This is a genomic window from Exiguobacterium sp. s95 (assembly GCF_018618655.1).
In the GTDB taxonomy this organism is placed as follows: Bacteria; Bacillota; Bacilli; order Exiguobacteriales; family Exiguobacteriaceae; genus Exiguobacterium_A; species Exiguobacterium_A oxidotolerans.
This window is the reverse complement of record NZ_JACSMM010000001.1, coordinates 617,668-638,128: the sequence shown is the minus strand read 5'-3', so window position 1 is coordinate 638,128 and position 20,461 is coordinate 617,668. Positions and strand designations below refer to the sequence as shown.

At 45.7% G+C, this 20,461-nt stretch carries 21 protein-coding genes; 17 read left to right on the top strand and 4 right to left on the bottom strand.

Annotation, left to right across the window (positions count from 1 at the left end):
• The first annotated feature begins 10 nt into the window (after positions 1–10).
• From asnS to nth, 3 genes are all read left to right on the top strand, one after another.
• Positions 11–1,300 (top strand): asparagine--tRNA ligase, encoded by a 1,290-nt coding sequence (gene asnS, locus KNP99_RS03535; protein ID WP_152638933.1) that lies wholly within the window; start codon positions 11–13, stop codon positions 1,298–1,300.
• Positions 1,301–1,371: 71 nt separating this feature from the next.
• Positions 1,372–1,950 (top strand): DnaD domain-containing protein, encoded by a 579-nt coding sequence (locus KNP99_RS03530; RefSeq protein ID WP_029330601.1) that lies wholly within the window; start codon positions 1,372–1,374, stop codon positions 1,948–1,950.
• 3 nt (positions 1,951–1,953) lie between these two features.
• Positions 1,954–2,616, top strand: coding sequence for an endonuclease III (gene nth, locus KNP99_RS03525; protein ID WP_088837310.1), 663 nt, complete (start codon positions 1,954–1,956; stop codon positions 2,614–2,616).
• A gap of 128 nt (positions 2,617–2,744) precedes the next feature.
• Here the strand turns inward: nth and KNP99_RS03520 are convergent, their stop codons facing one another.
• Positions 2,745–3,653 carry a DUF3800 domain-containing protein gene (locus KNP99_RS03520; protein ID WP_239456727.1) on the bottom strand — a complete coding sequence of 303 codons (909 nt, stop codon included), beginning with the start codon at positions 3,651–3,653 and terminating at the stop codon, positions 2,745–2,747.
• 119 nt (positions 3,654–3,772) lie between these two features.
• Positions 3,773–4,066 carry a DUF1798 family protein gene (locus tag KNP99_RS03515; RefSeq protein ID WP_088837309.1) on the bottom strand — a complete coding sequence of 98 codons (294 nt, stop codon included), beginning with the start codon at positions 4,064–4,066 and terminating at the stop codon, positions 3,773–3,775.
• Positions 4,067–4,140: 74 nt separating this feature from the next.
• On the opposite strand from KNP99_RS03515, the gene recU reads away from it, so the two are divergent.
• The 7 genes from recU to KNP99_RS03480 all read left to right on the top strand — a co-directional run bounded on the left by recU (position 4,141) and on the right by KNP99_RS03480 (position 12,542).
• Complete coding sequence (gene recU / locus KNP99_RS03510) at positions 4,141–4,755, top strand: Holliday junction resolvase RecU (protein WP_204251435.1); 615 nt, start codon at positions 4,141–4,143, stop codon at positions 4,753–4,755.
• A 32-nt stretch (positions 4,756–4,787) separates the two neighbouring features.
• Complete coding sequence (locus KNP99_RS03505) at positions 4,788–7,412, top strand: transglycosylase domain-containing protein (protein ID WP_214804453.1); 2,625 nt, start codon at positions 4,788–4,790, stop codon at positions 7,410–7,412.
• Between the two features lie 106 nt (positions 7,413–7,518).
• A complete protein-coding gene (locus KNP99_RS03500; protein WP_088837306.1) occupies positions 7,519–9,783 on the top strand; it encodes a DEAD/DEAH box helicase in 2,265 nt (754 codons plus the stop codon).
• Positions 9,780–10,979 carry a ribonuclease H-like domain-containing protein gene (locus KNP99_RS03495; RefSeq protein WP_088837305.1) on the top strand — a complete coding sequence of 400 codons (1,200 nt, stop codon included), beginning with the start codon at positions 9,780–9,782 and terminating at the stop codon, positions 10,977–10,979. The genes KNP99_RS03500 and KNP99_RS03495 overlap by 4 nt, the downstream gene beginning before the upstream one ends.
• On the top strand, positions 10,976–11,536 hold the full coding sequence (locus tag KNP99_RS03490) for an SLOG family protein (protein ID WP_088837304.1): 561 nt from the start codon (positions 10,976–10,978) through the stop codon (positions 11,534–11,536). The genes KNP99_RS03495 and KNP99_RS03490 overlap by 4 nt, the downstream gene beginning before the upstream one ends.
• Before the next feature lie 5 nt (positions 11,537–11,541).
• A complete protein-coding gene (gpsB, locus tag KNP99_RS03485; protein ID WP_088837303.1) occupies positions 11,542–11,850 on the top strand; it encodes a cell division regulator GpsB in 309 nt (102 codons plus the stop codon).
• Positions 11,851–11,984: 134 nt separating this feature from the next.
• Positions 11,985–12,542: a nuclease-related domain-containing protein gene (locus KNP99_RS03480; protein WP_088837302.1), complete on the top strand. Its 558-nt coding sequence runs from the start codon at positions 11,985–11,987 to the stop codon at positions 12,540–12,542.
• A gap of 35 nt (positions 12,543–12,577) precedes the next feature.
• Here the strand turns inward: KNP99_RS03480 and KNP99_RS03475 are convergent, their stop codons facing one another.
• Complete coding sequence (locus KNP99_RS03475) at positions 12,578–12,898, bottom strand: hypothetical protein (RefSeq protein ID WP_088837301.1); 321 nt, start codon at positions 12,896–12,898, stop codon at positions 12,578–12,580.
• 32 nt (positions 12,899–12,930) lie between these two features.
• A complete protein-coding gene (locus tag KNP99_RS03470; RefSeq protein ID WP_088837300.1) occupies positions 12,931–14,505 on the bottom strand; it encodes an FAD-dependent monooxygenase in 1,575 nt (524 codons plus the stop codon).
• Positions 14,506–14,595: 90 nt separating this feature from the next.
• Between KNP99_RS03470 and yvfG the strand changes: the two genes are divergently transcribed.
• The 7 genes from yvfG (at position 14,596) to KNP99_RS03435 (ending at position 20,280) form a co-directional block, all read left to right on the top strand.
• Entirely contained in the window at positions 14,596–14,817 is a 222-nt protein-coding gene (gene yvfG / locus KNP99_RS03465) for a protein YvfG (protein WP_029330575.1), read from the top strand.
• Positions 14,814–15,425 carry an NUDIX hydrolase gene (locus KNP99_RS03460; RefSeq protein WP_214768558.1) on the top strand — a complete coding sequence of 204 codons (612 nt, stop codon included), beginning with the start codon at positions 14,814–14,816 and terminating at the stop codon, positions 15,423–15,425. Before yvfG ends, KNP99_RS03460 begins: the two co-directional genes overlap by 4 nt.
• A 60-nt stretch (positions 15,426–15,485) precedes the next feature.
• Positions 15,486–15,695 (top strand): hypothetical protein, encoded by a 210-nt coding sequence (locus tag KNP99_RS03455; protein ID WP_029330566.1) that lies wholly within the window; start codon positions 15,486–15,488, stop codon positions 15,693–15,695.
• 562 nt (positions 15,696–16,257) lie between these two features.
• A complete protein-coding gene (locus tag KNP99_RS03450) occupies positions 16,258–17,004 on the top strand; it encodes a 3D domain-containing protein (protein WP_214845114.1) in 747 nt (248 codons plus the stop codon).
• A gap of 143 nt (positions 17,005–17,147) precedes the next feature.
• Complete coding sequence (locus KNP99_RS03445) at positions 17,148–17,876, top strand: ABC transporter ATP-binding protein (protein WP_088837297.1); 729 nt, start codon at positions 17,148–17,150, stop codon at positions 17,874–17,876.
• Entirely contained in the window at positions 17,876–19,393 is a 1,518-nt protein-coding gene (locus tag KNP99_RS03440; RefSeq protein ID WP_029330560.1) for an ABC transporter permease/substrate-binding protein, read from the top strand. Before KNP99_RS03445 ends, KNP99_RS03440 begins: the two co-directional genes overlap by 1 nt.
• Positions 19,390–20,280: a diacylglycerol/lipid kinase family protein gene (locus KNP99_RS03435; RefSeq protein ID WP_214804460.1), complete on the top strand. Its 891-nt coding sequence runs from the start codon at positions 19,390–19,392 to the stop codon at positions 20,278–20,280. Before KNP99_RS03440 ends, KNP99_RS03435 begins: the two co-directional genes overlap by 4 nt.
• Positions 20,281–20,461 lie beyond the last annotated feature (181 nt).

The window sequence follows — 20,461 nt, the reverse complement described above, 5'->3', positions numbered from 1 at the left end:
TTTGAAAGCAATGATTCGAGATGTAGCAAAACATGTGGGAGAGGAAATCACGATTGGCTGTTGGTTAGCGAACAAACGTTCAAGCGGTAAAATCGCCTTCCTTCAGTTACGTGACGGTTCCGGCTTTATGCAAGGTGTCGTCGTCAAAGAAACGGTCGGAGAAGACTTATTCAAAACAGCGAAAGGTCTAACGCAAGAATCATCACTTTGGGTGACGGGAGTCATCAAATCAGATGGTGAGCGAACAGCACTTGGACATGAGATGGAGATCACTTCAATTGAAATCATCCATGAAGCAATCGACTACCCGATTACACCGAAAGCACACGGAACAGATTTCTTGATGGATAACCGTCACCTTTGGTTGCGGTCAAAACGCCAGCATGCCGTCATGGTCGTTCGAAATGAATTGATCCGTGCGACATATGAGTTCTTTAACCAAGAAGGGTTCATCAAAGTCGACCCACCAATCTTGACGGGCAGTGCACCGGAAGGAACAACCGAATTGTTCCAAACGAAATACTTCGATGAAGATGCGTACTTGTCACAATCGGGTCAACTCTACATGGAAGCGGCAGCGATGGCGCTCGGGAAAGTCTTTTCATTCGGTCCGACATTCCGTGCTGAAAAATCAAAAACACGTCGCCACTTGATTGAGTTTTGGATGATGGAGCCGGAGATGGCGTTCTACGACCACGAGATGAACCTCGAAGTCCAAGAAAACTATGTCTCGCATCTCGTTCAGTCCGCCTTGAAGAACTGTAAAGCGGAACTCGAGTTGCTCGGGCGTGACTTGACGGTTCTTGAAACGATTCAAGCACCATTCCCACGCGTCCGGTATACGGAAGCAATCGATATGTTGAAAGAGCAAGGATTCGATGACATCGAATTCGGAGATGATTTTGGTGCACCACATGAAACAGCAATCGCAAATAGTTTTGCCCGCCCGGTCTTCATCACGCACTGGCCGAAAGCCATCAAACCGTTCTACATGAAAGAAGATCCGGAAAACCCGGGATTCGTTCTGTGTGACGACTTGATTGCACCGGAAGGATACGGCGAAATCGTCGGTGGTTCGCAACGTGAAGAAGATTACGACAAACTGCTTGCTGATATGAAAGAACATAACTTGGATGAGACAGGCGCCTATAAATGGTATCTTGAAACACGCAAGTATGGTTCAGTACCGCACAGTGGCTTTGGTTTAGGACTTGAACGGACTGTCGCTTGGATCACGGGCGTCGAGCACGTTCGGGAGACGATTCCATTCCCACGTCTACTCAACCGGTTGTATCCGTAATTTAGACTGAAATCGACCCATCGTTTAGACGGGTCGATTTCTTGCTTAGACTAAAGAATCGAGGAAGTGTCATGAATCATAATTTAATCCAACTTTTCGAAGAAGGGACCGTCGTGCTTCCGAAACGATTGTTCACGGAAGCGAAGCGGCTTGGGATCAGCTTCGTCGAGTTTACGTTAATCGGTCAACTGTTCGCTTGCCGTGCGGAAGGGATGGAGATGCCTTCACCGGAAGAATTGAGCAATCGTCTCGGGCTGTCCGAGACGGAAACGATTGAGACGACGCTCGGTTTGTTACAGAAGGGGTTGCTGGCGATGGAAAACGTCGCCGGATCGGAACGCTATTCGTTAGTTCCACTCTATGAAAAATTAATGGCACCACCGGAACAAGAGGCGCCGAATTTCGATACGATCAATCCATCGGTCTTCCAACAATTTGAGCGGGAACTCGGAATGATGTCGCCGTTTCAAATGGAACAAATCATTCAGTGGCTGACGATTGAAAACATCGCGGAAGAGCTAGTCCTTGCTGCGCTTCGCGAAGCCGTCTACCATAACGTCCGGAAGATGACCTATATCAATCAAATTTTGCGGACGTGGGAACGCGAGGGTATTAAAACACTCGAAGATCTTGCGACGAGAGGAGGGTGAATCATGTTACGAGTAGCTGAAATCGACCGGATTGAATTGACCCTCGAAGAGATGTTTCCGGACGCTTTTTGTGAACTGATTCATAAAAATCCGTTTGAACTCGTCGTCGCCGTCGCCTTGAGTGCGCAAGCGACGGACGTGCTCGTCAATCAAGTCACGCCGGGATTGTTTGCCGCGTATCCGACGCCAAGCGACCTAGCCACTGCACCGGTCGCTGCCATCGAAGAGAAAATCAAACGACTCGGTCTCTATCGCAATAAAGCGAAAAATATCAAAGCACTCGCGGAACGCCTCATCACGTTGCATGAAGGCGAAGTACCAACGGACCGCGCCGGACTCGAAGCGTTACCCGGCGTCGGGCGAAAAACAGCGAACGTCGTGTTATCGGTTGCATTCGATGTCCCGGCATTCGCAGTCGATACGCATGTCGAACGGGTCTCGAAACGCCTCGGTATCTGTCGCTGGAAAGATAATGTCACACAAGTCGAAGCGACGTTGATGAAACGATTCAAGCGGGAACGCTGGTCGAAGCTTCATCATCAATTCATTTTTTTCGGACGGTATCACTGCAAGGCGCAACGTCCGCACTGCCTTGAATGCCCATTACTCGACATGTGTCGGGAAGGAAAAAAACGGACGAAAGGGACAATCATCCCTGTCGATTAACGAAGAATTATTTAAATGATGCTTGAAAGCAAAAAAAGGATAGCGCGTTTCCGGAAGAAACCCCGGAAGCGTGCTATCCTTTATTCGTGTGAAATAAAATGTCTCTTGTCCATCATACGCGCGTATGTTTAACCATTCCAAGGCGTATCGGACCATTCCCGACGCTTTTTCGTGATCGGAACTTTTTTGAATCCCCAGTTTCGGAAATCTTGATCGGGACTATCGCGACGAATGTAAATTTTTTCTTTGATTGCTTTAAAGATTCGGTTTTCGTCCCCGTAATGGACAAACCGTGGTTTCACCTCAATCACGCCACGACGTACGCGTGAAAGGGGAAGACAGACGAGGTCAGCAATCTCAAGACCGGATTGGTAGAGGTCGCTATCCTTTTCAGCAAAGATGAAGCCTTTAATTTTTTGACGACTTTTTTCGACGTCAAGGTGGACCGTCCCCGAGTTAAAGATATCGAAGAACGCTTTTTGAATTAATAAGTTTTGATAATCATCACGACTTTCGAGGACGACACGAGCACTCGTCGCTTCCGTCTCCTCTAAAAAAGCGTAAAAAGATTTCATCAAGTGGGCAAAGGCGACGACGTAAGGATCTTTTGGTGTCGAATAAAAATCTTGCAGCTTCTGTTTATCGACTTCGACACTGACAATCGTACAGTCGATATCGACTAGGAAGTCAGGTAATGCGACCCAAAAATGACGTAACATATCAATCGTGATCCCGTCTTCTTTGCCGTAAGGATGCTCCGCCTTTAAAATTTCTTTTAAATGGAGTGGAATGTGTGGATCTTCAAACACACTCGACTTAAATTCCATCAAGCGTTTCCGTAAAGGGCTCGGTTCACCCGTTTCGTCCGAATCGATGGCATATTTGTATTCCATCAAGACACCTGTCAAATTAAATTGCGTATTCCCTTTAGGTGTCCCCGTCTCATCGACGAACATGACGTATTTTTTCGCAGTGTTGTTCGACGCTCTAGGAATCATTTTTGATTCATGGCGCGAATTCGATTTAGGTGTTGCCAATCAGATTCCTCCTCGCGCGGTTCTACAGGACCAGTTGTAACTGTCTCCCACACTATACTGTGTACGACAAGTATACCAAGATTTCCTGCTAAAAAAAGTAAAACCTTAAGTGAGAGAAATCACTGCATCAGTTGATCGATATAGCGAACAGACTTAATTGTTTCATTGAAACGTTTTAAACTTGTTTTTGGTTGGAACGCCTGGACTGATAGTTGTTTCAGTTGATCGACGGCACTCTCGACCATCGCCGGGCGTAAATAAGGGCTGTTCTGCGCATTATGTTGCCAATCGGCGATGAGCACATCTGCTTGTTCGACGAACGGAATGACATCCTCGTTGAAGTCATATTCTGTTCCGGCGCGACCTGCTTGATAAATTTTTTCGATTTCTTGAAGTAACGGTTCAATTGTCATTTGTTTTTAACTACTCCTCTCGGCCGATACGATACAATCACATATCATGGTACAATAAACGCGATAGGAGGGGAATCGTTTTGAATTATCCGAACGGTAAAAAATTTCAAAAGCCTCTCGAACCTCATGGAACGACGATAAAAAAAGCACGCTCACAAGCATCGACGTTTTCTAATCGGGGGATGAAGCTTGAAAAATTGATTAATGAAAGCAATACGTTTTACTTGACGCATAATCGGGCAATTATTCACAAGAAGCCAACCCCCCTTCAAATCGTTCAAGTCGATTACCCGAAACGTTCTGCGGCTGTCGTGAAAGAAGCCTATTTCAAACAACCGTCGACGACCGATTATAATGGTGTCTATCGGGGGAAATATATTGATTTTGAAGCGAAGGAAACGAATCATAAAACCTCTTTTCCACTCAAGAACTTCCACCCCCACCAAATCGAACACATGCGACAATGCGTAGCACATGGAGGAATTTGTTTTGTCATCATTCGGTTCAGTATGTATAATGTGCAATATGTGCTTTCAGTCGAGCACGTGTTCCCTTGGTGGGAGCAATTAGAAACGGGTCGTAAATCAATTCCGCTCGACCAAATCGAACAACATGGTATAAAAATCAAGACAGGTGCGTTCCCTGCGATCGATTATCTCGAAGCAGTAGACGAATTATATTTCACTTGAGAAACTTACGGATTGAAGGAGAAGGATAGCATATGGAAAGAAGTCGTGTCGCACGTCGTGAAGAAACGAAGACGTCAACTAAACAATCGAATCGGACGAAACGTCCGAAAAAAAAGAAGTCCGGTGGTTCAGGTGGATCTGGAAAAGGTCCACTTTTTAAAAAGCTATTAATGATTGCAACCGGCTTATTCATCATCATGATGCTTGTCGGAGGTGGGTTTGCTGCGTATGCGATTGCCACTGCTCCGGAACTCGATGAGACGAAACTACGGGATGCGCTCCCGCTGAAAATTTATGCGAGCAACAAAGAGGAAATCAAACAGGGTGGAACGAGTCGCGAGTACGTCTCGATTAAAGAAGTTCCTGAAGTCGTCAAAGACGCCTTCATCGCGATTGAAGATCGACGTTTTTACCAACACAAAGGGATTGACTTCCGTCGTCTCGGTGGAGCGATCATCGCGAACATCACCGATGGATTCGGCTCGGAAGGGGCATCAACAATCACGCAACAGGTCATCAAACAATCGTTTTTAAGTTCTGAAAAAACAATCACACGGAAAGTACAAGAACAGTGGTTAGCGATTCGTCTAGAACAAGACTACACGAAAGATCAAATTTTAGAAATGTACTTGAATAAAAACTACTATGGTCAGAATTCGTTCGGAATTCAGACGGCTTCAAAAGCCTATTTCAATAAGACAGTCGATAAATTAGATTATGCAGAAGCAGCGATGCTTGCCGGATTGCCACAGCGTCCGACAGCATATGACCCGATTAAAGGGGATCCGAAGTTAACGAAGGGGCGTCAAACACAAGTATTAGATGCGATGTTGACGACAGGCGTCATCACGCAAAAACAACGTGACCAAGGAGTCGATCAACCGATTTCTAAATTGATTGATCCCGCTCCAAAATCGACGACAGATGCTTCGTACGATAGCGTCATCTTTGATATGGTCTCAAAAGAATTAGAAGATGTCTTTGGTCTTGAAGGAAAAGACATCTATGGCCAAGGACTCAAAATTTATACATCGATTGATAAACCGATGCATGATTATATGAATGAAGCCATTAAAGAAGACAAAGTCGTACAATTACCAGATTATGCCGAAGCTGCGGCCTCTGCCGTCAACACAAAAACGGGTGAAGTCTTAGCCGTCGTCGATGGAAAAAATCCAGGGGAAGACACGGCACGCCGTAACTACGCGAATGAACCGCACCAACCGGGTTCTTCTGCGAAACCCTTCTTCGCGTATGGTCCAGCGATTGAAAATGAAAAATGGTCGACAGCAAAACAAATCACGGACCAAGAAACGAAGATTAACGGCAAGACGATTCAAAACTATTACGACGGTTACAAAGGAACAAACACGATTCGAAACTGGTTGAAGATTTCAGCCAATACGCCGGCAATCCAAACGTTCCAAGAGATTGGTGGCGATGCGGTCGAATCGTTTGCTGCTAAATCTGGTTTGGCATTAGAAAAAGATGAATCAATTTCTCCAGCGTACGCAATCGGTGGGATGAAACACGGATTCAACACGACTGAGATGGCGGGCGCTTATGCGACACTCGGAAACGGTGGCGATTATGTGGAGCCACACATCATCAAGTCAATTGAGTACAGTGATGGATCAAAAATCAAATCACCAATCAAATCGAAAAAAGCGATGGAAGACTATACAGCCTATATGTTGACGGACATGCTTCGTGACGTCCTGAAGCCGGGCGGTACGTTCCCGACGGCTGGACTTTCATTTGATGCAGCAGGAAAAACCGGAACGACGAATGCCTATAAGGATGTTTGGTTCGTTGGTTATACTTCTGATGTCTCCATTAGTGTTTGGACAGGAACGACGACATCTGGAAATAATAACGGGATCGGCCTCGAAGGGCAAACCGAGAGTAGAATGGCACAAAACCTATGGAAAGATTTTGTGACCAAAACACGTGACCGGACACCAGCGCCGTTCGAACAACCAAGCTCGGTCCTCAGTATCGGTGACGAACTGTATGTGAAAGGAACGAAGGAGCCGGTCGTCGAAAAAAAGGCCGTACCAGCTCCGACTGGATTGCAAGCTTCTTACGATGAAGAAGCGCAGTCAGGTGAGCTGACTTGGAATTACAACGATTCAGCGTTGCGGACGAACGGATACGATAGCGTAACATTTGAAGTATCGATGAAAGATCCGGATGGCAATACATCGGTTCTTGGGACGAGTTCGACGAATCGAATTGGTATCAACAGTCTAAAACCAGGACGAACAGAGTTCACACTCGTCGCGAAAGCATCAGGAGAAGAGTCAGGTCCTGTTGCGACGTCAGTCACAGTCGCTGAACCAGAGACTGAGGAACCAGTGACGGATGAACCGGCAACAGATGAACCGGCAACAGATGAACCGGCAACGGATGAACCGACGACAGACGAACCGACGACCGATGAACCGGCAACGGACGAACCGACGACCGATGAACCGGCAACGGACGAACCGGCAACGGACGAACCAGCGACGGATGAACCGGCAACGGACGAACCGGCAACGGATGAGTCAGTCTCTACACAATCAACGGATGAAAAAGCAAAAGAAAATGATAAGAAAAAACAATCCGATAAAGAAAAGACGGACAAAAAAGAGGATTCCCAAAGCACGGAATAAGAAACAGAGGAATGAATTGAAGGTCAAGACTGAAGTGGCGAACCTGTCGCTACAGTCTTACCTCTTTTTTTTTGTATAATGAGTGAAGAAGGAAGGAAGTGAGTCGATGGAACCGAGACAATCACTCGTTACTTATTTAGAGGAATTAAAAGCTGATCGCGCCTTTATGGAGCGCGTCACATATATGAAGACGATGGAAGCTACAGCAGGACGGTACTCACCTTTTCCGGAACAGATGCCAAAACGATTACAACAAGCTATCAAAGCACGTGGCATCGATGCCTTATACCGGCATCAAGCATTAGCATTTGATCAAGTCATGGCAGGGAAATCGACGGTCATCGTCACGCCGACGGCTTCCGGGAAAACATATTGCTTTAATTTACCGATTCTCTCGCATCTACTGGAGCATCCGAACGACCGGGCACTGTATCTCTATCCGACGAAAGCTCTCGCACAAGATCAAAACAGTGAACTGCTCGAGTTGATTGATGAGCTCGAAGCACCGATTCGTTGTTTTACGTACGACGGAGATACGTCACCGACGATTCGGACGAAAGTCCGCAAAGCGGGGAACATCGTCATTACAAATCCAGATATGCTTCACTCGGGCATTTTGCCGCATCATACGAAGTGGATTGAACTGTTCGAAAACCTGAAGTATATCGTCATCGATGAGTTGCATACGTACCGTGGCGTCTTCGGGAGTCACGTCGCGAATGTCATCCGACGGTTACGCCGGATTTGTCACTATTACGGGAGTGACCCTGTCTTCATCATGACGAGCGCGACGATTGCCAACCCACAAGAACTGGCGGAACGGCTGATTGAGAAGCAGGTCAGTCTGATCGATGACAACGGTGCTCCGACCGGGCGAAAACATTTCATCGTCTATCAACCACCAATCGTCAATGCCCAACTCGGAATTCGACGTTCGGCGACACTCGAAACCAAACAACTGGCATCCCGATTCATCAAAAAGAAGTTTCAGACGATCGTCTTTGCCCGTTCACGTGTCCGCGTCGAGGTGTTGCTGACGTATCTACGCAGTTTGGTTCGCCATGAACTCGGTCCGAAATCGATTGAAGGATACCGTGGTGGTTATTTACCGACGGAGCGACGTGATATCGAACGGCGTCTAAGAAAAGGTGAAATCACCGGCATCGTCTCGACGAATGCGTTAGAACTGGGCGTCGATATCGGTCAATTGCAAGTCTGTATCATGAATGGTTATCCGGGAACGATTGCTTCGCTTTGGCAACAGGCCGGGCGTGCCGGAAGACGGCAAGATGATGCTTTAATCATCCTCGTCGCCTCGTCCGGGATGCTCGATCAATACGTGGCAGAACGACCGGAGTTATTTTTAAATCAATCACCAGAGGCGGCACGACTCGATCCCGATAATTTAATCATCGCCGTCGACCATATAAAATGTGCCGCATTCGAACTTCCGTTTCGGCAAAGTGAAAGATTCGGCACACTCGAGACGGAAGATATTCTCGAGTATTTAGTTGAAGAACGTGTCCTGCATCAGCGGGGAGAGCGTTTCTATTGGATGAATGATGCGTTTCCGGCACATGAGATCTCGTTACGCTCAAGTGATCAAGAAAACGTCGTCATCGTCGATCAGACGGAAGTCCCGAATCGGGTCATCGGTGAGATGGATACATTTAGTGCAATGACGTTACTTCACGATGAAGCGATTTACTTGCATGGGGCGGATCAATATCAAGTCGAGACACTCGATTTTGAGGAGAAAAAAGCGTTCGTCCGTGCCGTTGATGTCGATTATTATACCGATGCTAATTTTTCAGTCGATTTGTCTGTCCTTGAAGAAGATGAAAGCTATTCGAATGATCTGTTTAGTGTGGCCCGTGGTGATGTCAGTGTTCGTGGGATGGCGACGATGTTCAAAAAAATTAAGTTCGGTACCCACGAAAACATCGGGTCTGGTCCGATTCATTTACCTGAACGGGAAATCCATACGACAGGCGTCTGGTTTACGTTGCCTGCTACATCTGCTTCCAGTACGGAGCTCGAACAAGTACTGGAAGGGGTCGCGAACAGCCTACGGCGTGTGGCACCTCTTTATTTAATGTGTGACGCGAGTGATGTTTTCGTCGTGCCGCAAGTCAAGGCGACACACACGCAGAAACCGACCATCTATTTGTATGACCGGTATCCTGGAGGGGTCGGCTTAGCTTCTTCAATCTATAAACAACGGAGCATCATGTTACGGGCAGCACGCGACTCGATTGAGACATGTCCCTGCCTTGACGGTTGCCCGGCCTGTATCGGCATGGTCGGTCTCGCAGACGAAAAGGAGCGGACGATTCAGATGTTGACTGAGATGGAAAGGGAGTTAACATGAAAAATAAATTAAGACGAATGTTAAAACCGACGAATCAGGAGAGTGGACAACGGCAAACGATAGAAAAGACTTCGACGCACGCCGTCGATCCGAAGATTGCGAACGAACAAGCCGCCTGGGTGGAGAAGGGGGCGGAAATTTTAACGTTCGAAGATGAGTGGATCGTTCGAATCGATCAGCGCTATCCACTGACAGAAAGCCATGGACACCGGACGTTTGGTGCCGGGTACGAATCACTCCAACTACCGCATCCACCACTCGCGCTCGATGTCCCGCTCGAACAGATCATCTTTTTCGATACGGAAACGACCGGTTTACGTGGAACGGGGACAACGATTTTTTTGATGGGGTTCGCCCGTTTTGAACAAGGCGAGCTATTGATGCGGCAATACTTCCTGCCGCATCCGCACTATGAAGCAGCTTTTTATCATCACTTTTTGACTGATATCGGAGAAGACGTCCGATTCGTCACCTATAACGGAAAAAGCTTTGATTGGCCGCAAATCAAGACGCGACATGTCTTCGTCCGTGAACGTGTACCGCGTCTGCCGAAAGTCGGTCACCTGGATTTACTCCATGTCTGTCGGCGGATTTTTAAAGGGTTATCCGATTCGTACCGTCTGACAGCGATGGAAGAGCAAATCGGATTTGAACGAGCGGGTGATTTGCCAGGATTTTTAGCCCCGATGCATTACTTTCAATACGTCGAACATCAAAATCCGTCCATCATGGATGGCGTCCTTGAACATCACCTGCATGACTGTCTGACACTTGTCAGTCTGTACGATGAATGCAATCATCTCGTGACCCATCGAAAAGAGGTATCACCTCGAATTGGGGAAAACATTGCCGTCTGGTTAGCCGATTTAGGCATCAATGAGCAATCGGTCGAGCATTTTCATCAGGCAAACGATCTATCGGCAGAAGGTTGGTTACGGCAAGGACTTCTGCACAAAAAAATGAAACGGCATCAGGAAGCAGTCAACTGCTTTGAAAAGAGTGAGACATTCCGCGGATACATCGAGTTGGCGAAATGGGCGGAGCACATTGCAAAAGAGCCACAGCTTGCTTATGATTATACTGAGCAAGCAAAACAACTGTTAGAAGGACAGGTGTTACTAACAACACGGCGGGAACGTTTGACCGCTGAACTTACACATCGGAGCAATCGGTTACAAAGGAAGTGTCAAGAATGAAAGTCGTTGCCATCACGGGTTATAAGCCAACTGAACTAGGAATTTTTGATCAAAAACATCCTGGTATTCCGGTTATCAAAGCGGCGTACCGCGAACGCTTGATTCGACTCATTGAAGACATGGGGACGACATGGTTCGTAACAAGCGCGACTCCAGGCTGTGAACTGTGGGCCTGTGAAGTCATCTTAGAACTAAAAGCAGACTATCCGGACATTCGTCTCGGGATTTTATTGCCCTTTTTAGAGCAAGAGGCTAAATGGAAGGAACCTGTACAAGCTCAGTATTTAGCGGTACTGAACCAGGCGGACTTCGTCGATGCAATCAGCCAAAAGCCTTATGAGAATCCGAGTCAGCTTCGTAACAAAACGGAATTCATGATTGAAAAAAGCCAAGGTCTGTTATCCGTTTTTGATGAAGAACACGGTGGCTCAGCGAAGTATCTCGTCGAGCGTGCTAGAATAGAGATGGAACGGACCGATTATCAACTGTTCTTAATCACACAAGATGATTTATCGATGATGGAACAGGAACTGAACTATAATGATCAGTGGGAGTGAAGACGATGTATAAACCCTTATTGACAGCAGATGATATTTACAAAAAAGAATTTAAGACGGGCCTACGCGGTTACGTGATTGAAGAAGTGGATGGATACTTGGATCAAGTCATCAAAGATTACGAAGGATTCGAGCGCGAAATCGAGCGTTTGAAGAAAGAACTAGAAGCAGCAAAAGCGACGGCGCCGAAACCCGAAGAGCGAATCGTTGAGGCGGAAGCCCCAGTGTCTAATCCATCGAATTATGACATGCTACGCCGGATTTCAAATCTTGAAAAAGCTGTTTTTGGACGTCCTCACCAAGAAAATCAATAAACGTCAAGACATCTACTTAAAAAGAAGTGGATGTCTTTTTTTGTTACGAAATTCCCCTGATTTTGAAAGCGCACACCGCTTGTGCAAAAGGATGGTAAACTAACTAATAATACATAGACGTAAGGGGAGACAATATGTTACAGGTGATGGCAAAAAAAATGACACCTCTAGAAGAGCGGCGTTTCTTTTCCTTTAAACGTTCAGTTCCAAGTAAGGTGAACGACTTAGAACTCGTCTGTGATCAAGTGCGACATATTTGTCGGTACGATTGGATGTTATTTGAAAACGTCGAGCTCGACCGCCGCATGAAGATTGAATTTGCCTTAATCGGGCCAAAAGGATTGTTTTTAGTCCTTGTCAATCAAGAGGCTGCTGTATTGCTAAGTGATCAAACCTATCACGTCGAAGACGAGCAACGTGTTCAACGGGTTGAACAACGGCACCCAGTAATAGAGGCACAACGCCTCACGAAACATGTCAGATCACTTTTAAAGGCGGAAGGCGTGTCGATTCCTGTTCACACGATGATAGTATTCAAACAAGCGCCAAAGTTGCGTATGACGCGGGTTAAGTTTCCGATTGGCCAGTCCTTTGCCGCCATCAAGCCATGGATCGCAAGACGACAAGGAACTCCTGTGACGGAGAAAGATCGTAAACAGGTTGCTTTTATACTGGCAAACCATCAAAAATAAGCAACCTCTCAACTTACGGAGAGGCTGCTTATTTTTTAACGTCTTTTTTTAGGTTGAGTGAGAAAACGTTCGACACGGTCGATATCTTCTTTAAGTGCATAAATTGCAACACGATCGGCTAAATCTTTACTGAACCTTCGGAAAAAGATAGAGGTTTTAACACCTCGTTCGAGCCGAACTTCAAAACCGGCATCCGCTAGTAGCTCGTAATCTCGATGAAGCTGTTCGCCTTTTTCTCCAAATTCTTCACCGACGAGGACCCAACGCAAAGACTCTTTTGTGCGACGGGCGACGATGATGATGAACAGAACAACTAGAACGATGATCAAAAAGTATCGTATATTCATAAACTCCATGGATCTTATCACCTCATACCTATCATACGTGCTTACCGGGCATAAAGTAAACGTTCAAGGTAGCGAGAGAAAGGTTTAATCTTCAAGCCTTGCTGACGATAAGCGATGTAGCCGTCTGGACGAATCAAATACAGACCACATTGCTTAATCCCGAACTTCCGTGCGAGTTCTCCCCCCTGGTCGACGACCCCGTCTTCTTTTAGCTCTTGATGAATCGAGACGGTCTCAAACAGGTCCGGATAGGAGTAGGCGAGCTCTTTATAAGGGGTCAGTTCTGATTCATCGGACTGACGCGGTAAAAAGAGCAGCAATAAGAAATTTCGATCAGCGCGACGTAGCAGTAACTCATTTTTTTTCGTCCGCGGATTTACAACTTCGCTGTACGGCATCGGTTCACCCGGTTTCGGTGCAAGTAAGCCAAATCTCCCTTGCGTGACAAACGTATCGGATGGATGATAGTTACTATTCAATTGAGCAATCCGGTTCGTCACGTAATGATGAAGCGGTGTGATTTTTAAACTGTTCCGAATGACTTTTTCTTGCAGAGGTAGTAAAAATGGCACATTGATTTGCAACAATTCAGTCGCAAGGTTCGTCGAACGTAAAATTCCACGTGCCGCTTCCCGCCGTTCCGTACTATAAGAGTCGAGCAACGGGAAACTTGCTTTAAACTCATGAACACACCAAAGCTTCCAGGCTAGATTCATCGCGTCTGCGATTCCCGTATTCATCCCTTGTCCGCCGACAGGCGAGTTAATATGCGCTGCATCACCGATTAAGTAAATCCGGTGGTGACCAAACTTTTCGATGATTCGATTGTGGACACGGAACATGGAATACCAATGGACTTTTTTAAGTTTAAAGGGTACTTTCGCCCGATTTTTAAGAAAGTCTTCAATCGCCGCATGATCCGTCGGCACGACACCGTCCGTTAAATTGCCCGTAATTCGAAATAAGTTTGATTGTAATGGGAACGACTCGATTACTCCATGATCGGAAAAGAAAATATGGACTTCTTCTGACGAAAGCGGCCAGTCGACTTCAATATCAGCAAGCGCCCAAGATTCCTTGAACGACTTGCCACTGAAGGGAAGTCCTAGTTCACGCCGGACGAAGCTGTTCGCACCGTCTGCGCCGACTACGAACGAGGCATCGACTGTCTCGACGACATTGTTTTTTCGAATCGATGCCGTGACGAATGTTGGAAATTGAGCGAAGCCGGTCAACTCGGTATCCCGTTCGACACGATGTCCGTAATCAAGTAGGCGTTGTTCAAGAATCCGTTCCGTTTCACTTTGAGGTAAGAGTGTTACAAATGGGAAAGGTGTATTCAAATCCGTAAAATCAAGTTTTGCTTGCCAAGCTCCATTCACATAGAGATTTCCTTGATTAATCTTAATCGCTTCTGCCATCAGTTCCTCGGCAACACCGAGACGGGCAAACAATTCAAGTGAGCGTGCTTGAATACCGATTGCCTTTGAGACGACAGATGGTCCGCTCGCTCGCTCGATGATCCGGAATGTTAAGCCATACCGTGAGAGCGCGAGTGCAAGTGTCAATCCGGTCGGTCCGGCCCCGATAATCAATACATCTATGTTTTTCTTCACGAATAAGCCCCCCTTATTTTACTTCTTAGCCAAAAGTAGCTACCATTAAACTATACACCTAGCGGCTAACCGCAAGAGAGGATGAGTCGGTTGAACGAACAGTTATTTACAGCAGACCGTTTAGTAGCGAATTTCAAAGAGTATATTCGACAAAATGAGGCATATATGACAAAGACACAAGCATTGAATGCGTATTATAAAGTCGTTTCGGGCTCGATTCTTGCAGACCGAATCGCGAAGAACGCCGATTTGATTGTTCGGATGCGTCACTTAGAGGAAGCGTATCAGAGAGTTTCGCAGGAAGGACGATGAATAATCCCGTATTCGATCAAATCAAAGATGTATTCAAATCGACAAGGGACAGCCTTCCGCGGCAAGCAGCAGCAGTTCTTGTCCCGTTAGTCGAACGCGACGGGGAAATCTGCCTCCTCTTTCAAGTGCGGGCAAAAACGTTACGTTCGCAACCCGGAGAGATTTCTTTTCCGGGTGGACGAATCGATGTCGGAGAACAACCGAAAGAAGCGGCAATCCGGGAAACGCGAGAAGAACTCAATGTGACAGTGGAAGAAATTGAAGTCATCGGGACGTTAGAACCGCTCGTGACACCGAACCGCTCCATCATCTATCCATACGTCGGAATCATACAAGCGAATCAAATCGATCCCTCTCCGGATGAAGTCGATCATATTTTTTATGTCCCGTTAAACGCACTGTTGAACGCGCGTCCGATTGAAGGAGAGATGGAATGGCGAATTCGCCCGGGGAAAGCGGTTCCGACAAGTCGGATGGCGAATCGGGAAGCTTATCTTGATCGGACGTACAAAGTCGTCGAACATTTTTATGAGCATGAGGACTACTTGATTTGGGGATTGACGGCAAAGATTCTTCGCCAAGTGTTGAGTATGATTTCACGATACTAGCTTTTTTGTGAGTTCTTTTATATGATTAGTACTATCTGAACGTGTCAGGAGATGATTGAGATGGAAGAAACAGAAGAGTTATTTGATTATATCGTGGGCGATATGGTCAAAACGAAAGAAGGATGGGTCGCGGAAGTTACGGCTGTATTAACAAATACGGTTGTCGGTGATCTCTCGCATACAAAAAACTTTGAATCACTTGGATTCGAATTTGAAAAACAAGTTCTCCTCAAATCAGAGATTGAATTGTTAGAACGTAAAACAAAATAACACGGGACCCGACAACATATTGTCGGGTTTTTTGTTTGATTGAACCACCTCCACTTCGCTTAGAGGTGGAGGCTTCCTGAGCTATTCAATCTATCGGTCGAAAATTGATCAGGCTAACCCCGTCGTCCCGACGGTGGACCGTTTATCTTGCCCGAAGACGATTCATCTCCTATTTACACGAGGAGTTCACCCTGAACGTTTAGAAGTGGGAGATGAATCGTCTGATTTTGAATAAATATTCAAAGCGTGGATGAAAAGTTATAAACAAATCAGTCATTTGATCGCTGAATCGATTGGATGACCTCAATTTTAAGAATAAATTAACAGAATTTCATGAACAATCGTAATCATTACAAAGACGTTACAAGAATAAAAAGATGACAGAACGGTAACAATCATAGAAATGGCTTGATATCAACGATAAGAGCATATTTTGAAAGCGTGTAACCATTTCGTTACTTTTTGACAGATATATTTCAAATGACCTTTTAGGGTTTTCATCCGCAAATTCATCATGGTAAGGTGTTCGAGCCGTTAAAGGCCGGAAAGGTTGTTTTGAAAGATGAAACTAAAACAGATCGTACTTACAATCATTTTTACTTTTACAGGACTTATTCTTTTACCACATATGCATACGGAAGCCGCACAAATTGGAATCGGGACGGAAAAGAAAATCGTCCAAAATCCGCTCCAGATGAAACGAGAGGCTATTCGATTGGAAAAAGAGAAGCAAGCAGCAAAACGAGCTGAAGAACAGGCGAAACAACGTGCTGCAGAACAGGCAGCGCAACAAGAACGTGAACGCCAGGCGAAAGCCGAGCAGGAAGCAAAGCAAAAAAAGGAAACATTAGAAAAGGCAGAAGCACAGAAAAAACAACAAGCACAGAAAAAACAACAAGCACAAGACGAAGCGAAACGTAAACAACAGGAAAATCAAAAAGAAGCGGCATCGACTGTCGAACCAAAAAAAGTAGCTGCCAAAAATGAAACTGGTGGGCGCCAAGAGACATTTGAAACGACGGCTTATACGAATGATGCAGCGCTGAATGGTTCATATGATGGAAAAGTTTTAACGGCTTCAGGCTATGATGTTACACATACGATTCATTTTGAAGGCCGACGGATTGTTGCGGTTGATCCAAACGTCATCCCCCTCGGTACGAAAGTGCATGTTGAAGGATTTGGAGATGCGATTGCTCTCGATACGGGAGGCGTCATCCATGGGAAAATCATGGATTTAATGATGGAAACGGAACAAGAAGCAATCAACTGGGGCCGACGTTCGGTCCAAGTTACGATTTACGAATAAGACTAAAAGAGCCATCTCGACCGAACGTTTCGGTCGAGATGGCTCTTTTTTAATGAAACTGCTAAAAAATCAGGTTTTGGAAACACTGATTAAGGGAAATTTTACAAAGATAATAAAACAAATAGGAAACGGAGGGATCATCTGTGATTGAATTTAAAGAAGTCGGAAAAACTTATGCCGACGGAACAAAAGCGGTCCAAAATTTGAATTTTACAGTGGAAGAAGGCGAAATCTTTTGTTTGATTGGTCCATCTGGTTGTGGAAAGACGACGACGATGAAGATGGTCAACCGATTGATTGATCATACAGCAGGTCAGATATGGATTAATGGAGAGCCAATCATGTCGATTGATGAACATGAACTTCGCCGGAAAATCGGCTATGTTCTGCAACAAATTGCACTTTTTCCCCATATGACGATTGAAGAAAATGTCGCTGTCGTTCCGCAGTTGTTAAAGTGGGACAAGAAAAAAGTTGCGAAGCGCGTCGACACATTATTCGAGTTGACGGGTCTTAATGAAAATTTAAAAAAGAAATATCCAAGTGAACTATCGGGTGGACAACAACAACGCGTCGGCGTCATGCGTGCGCTCGCTGCAGAGCAAGATGTCATTCTGATGGATGAACCATTTTCAGCCCTTGATCCGATTTCTCGAGACCAACTTCAAAATGACTTGATTCGATTGAACGGTGAACTCGGTAAAACGATTTTGTTCGTCACCCATGACATGAATGAAGCGTTGAAGCTCGGCAGTCGCATCTGCTTGATGAACGAGGGCGAAATCGTATTTATCGGAACAAAAGAGGAAGTCTTAGCGAGTGACGATCCCTTCATCAAAGAGTTCATGGGACAAGTCAGGGGGACGATATGATGAACGGTTTAGTCGAAACGTTTCAAAATCGAAAAGAAGAATTACTGCAGGCATTAATCGAACATATTCAACTTTCGGTCATTTCGTTATTAATCGCATGTTTGATTGCCATTCCTTTAGGCGTTTACTTATCACGAAATAAAAAAATTAGTGAATGGTCGATTGGTGTGACATCCGTCATCCAAACGATTCCTTCGCTCGCACTACTCGGACTGATGATTCCGCTTGTTGGAATCGGCACACTCCCGTCTGTCATTGCACTTGTTCTATATGCTCTTTTACCAATCGTCCGTAACACGTTTACGGGATTAGCAGAAGTCGACCCTTCAATTAAAGAAGCGGCCCGTGCCTGCGGAATGACACCGACGCAAAGTTTGTTGAAGGTTGAGTTACCGCTCGCTTTACCGGTCATGATGGCTGGTGTTCGGACAGCGATGGTTCTTATCATCGGGACGGCGACGATTGCTGCTTTGATTGGGGCAGGGGGACTCGGATCGATCATCTTGCTCGGAATCGACCGAAATGATAACAATCTCTTATTATTAGGAGCTATCCCGGCAGCCTTACTCGCGTTATTGTTCGATTTTTTATTACGTCAGACGGAAGTCGCCACAAAAAAACGGCAAACGAGCCGGATGGTCGTCGCCCTGGCCTTGATTGCGACACTGATTATCACGCCGTTCGCACTCGGACGGACGGAACAACCTGACTTGGTCGTCGCCGGGAAATTAGGGGTCGAACCAGAAATCTTAATGAACATGTATAAAATCGTCATCGAGGATGAAACGGACTTAAACGTCCAAGTCAAACCGAACTTCGGAAAGACGACGTTCGTCTATAAAGCCTTGCAATCGGGTGATATCGATCTGTACCCGGAATTCACAGGGACGGTCCTTGCTAGCTTAACGAATGAAAAACCGGTCTCAAATGATGCACAAGCGGTTTACGAGCAAGCACGAGATGGATTGGTCAAACAGGACCTCGCGCTTTTACCGCCGATGGACTACAATAACACCTACGCCATCGCAGTTCCGAAAAAAATCGCGGAACGGTATGACTTAAAAACGATTTCCGACATCAAGCGGGTTGCGAGTCAATTAACGGCAGGCTTCACGTTAGAGTTTAAAGATCGTCAAGATGGTTACAAAGGGATTCAAGAAAAATATGGTGTCAATTTTAAAGAAGTCGTGACGATGGAACCGAAATTACGATACAAGGCAATCGAATCAGGAGACATCGAAGTCATCGATGCCTATTCGACCGATCCGGAAATCGCGAAATATGACATGGTCGTCTTGAAAGACGATCAACAACTGTTCCCTCCGTATGAAGGGGCACCTCTGTTGCGCCAAGAGACGCTTGATGAGTACCCGGAAGTCGGGCAAGCATTAAAGAAATTAGATGGAAAAATCACGGATGAAGAAATGTCTAAAATGAATGAAGAAGTCGCCTATGGTGGTAAAACTGCCAACGAAGTGGCAAATAATTATTTGAAGAAAGAAGGAATCATTCAATGAAACTATTGATGATTAGTAACCCTTCCGCCGGGACGAACCGGAGTGGTCTTCTAGAAGATGTTATTAGTCCACTTGCGGAACAATTCAATGAAATCGTCATTAAGCAAACGAGTCGGGCAGGAGATGCACAGGAGTTTGCAGAAGAAGCGGGAGACTTCGATGCCCTTGTCGTCCTCGGTGGTGATGGAACCGTATTTGAAGTCATTAATGGATTAGCCAAACTGGAGACGCGTCCGATTCTTGGCATCGTGCCAGGGGGAACGTGTAACGATTTTGCACGGACACTCGGTTTACCGATGGTGCCGCGTCTTGCTGCAGAGATGATTGCGACCCAACAAATCGTCGAAGTCGATCTTGGACAAGTCAACGATACGTACTTCCTTAATTTTTTGGGTCTCGGATTAATTGCTGAAGCATCAATTGGCATTGATACAGAAGAAAAAGTCCGACTTGGGAAAATGGGGTATTATCTCTCAACCATCCGCTCAAGCTTGGATGCAAAACCGTTTGCCTACGAACTTGAATTAAATGAAGGGCAAAAAATGACAGGAGAAGCCGTTTTGATTTTAGCAGCGAACGGCGAGTCGCTTGGGGGAATTGAAACGAATCTATCGAACGGTGCATACAATGATGGAAAACTGGATTTAGTGATTGTCGATGAAGTCAACTTAGCGACAATCCGTGACGTGATCCTTCAAAAAATCGGACTAGCAAACGACCCCTCTTTCACGCACATCTTAACGAGTGGTTTTACCTTAAAAACGGATTCTCCAAAAGTCATCGATACGGATGGTGAGAAGGCGCTGAACTCGCCTGTCGAGGTGAAGGTCTTACCGGAATTCTTAAAAATGTACGCTGGACAAAATCGTAAACTGAATCGAACTTAACAAGATTGTATCAGGAGAGACAAAAAAGATTCGAAGAAGAATCCATGTCTCTCCTTTTTTAGTGCATAAGCTTTTTGTTTTAATACAAACATGCGAATATGCGGTTATGCTTTGACGCTTTAAAGAAAATGTTTGATAAAGGATGACTTCTTGATTTAACTTTTGTACAATAAGGAAGTAT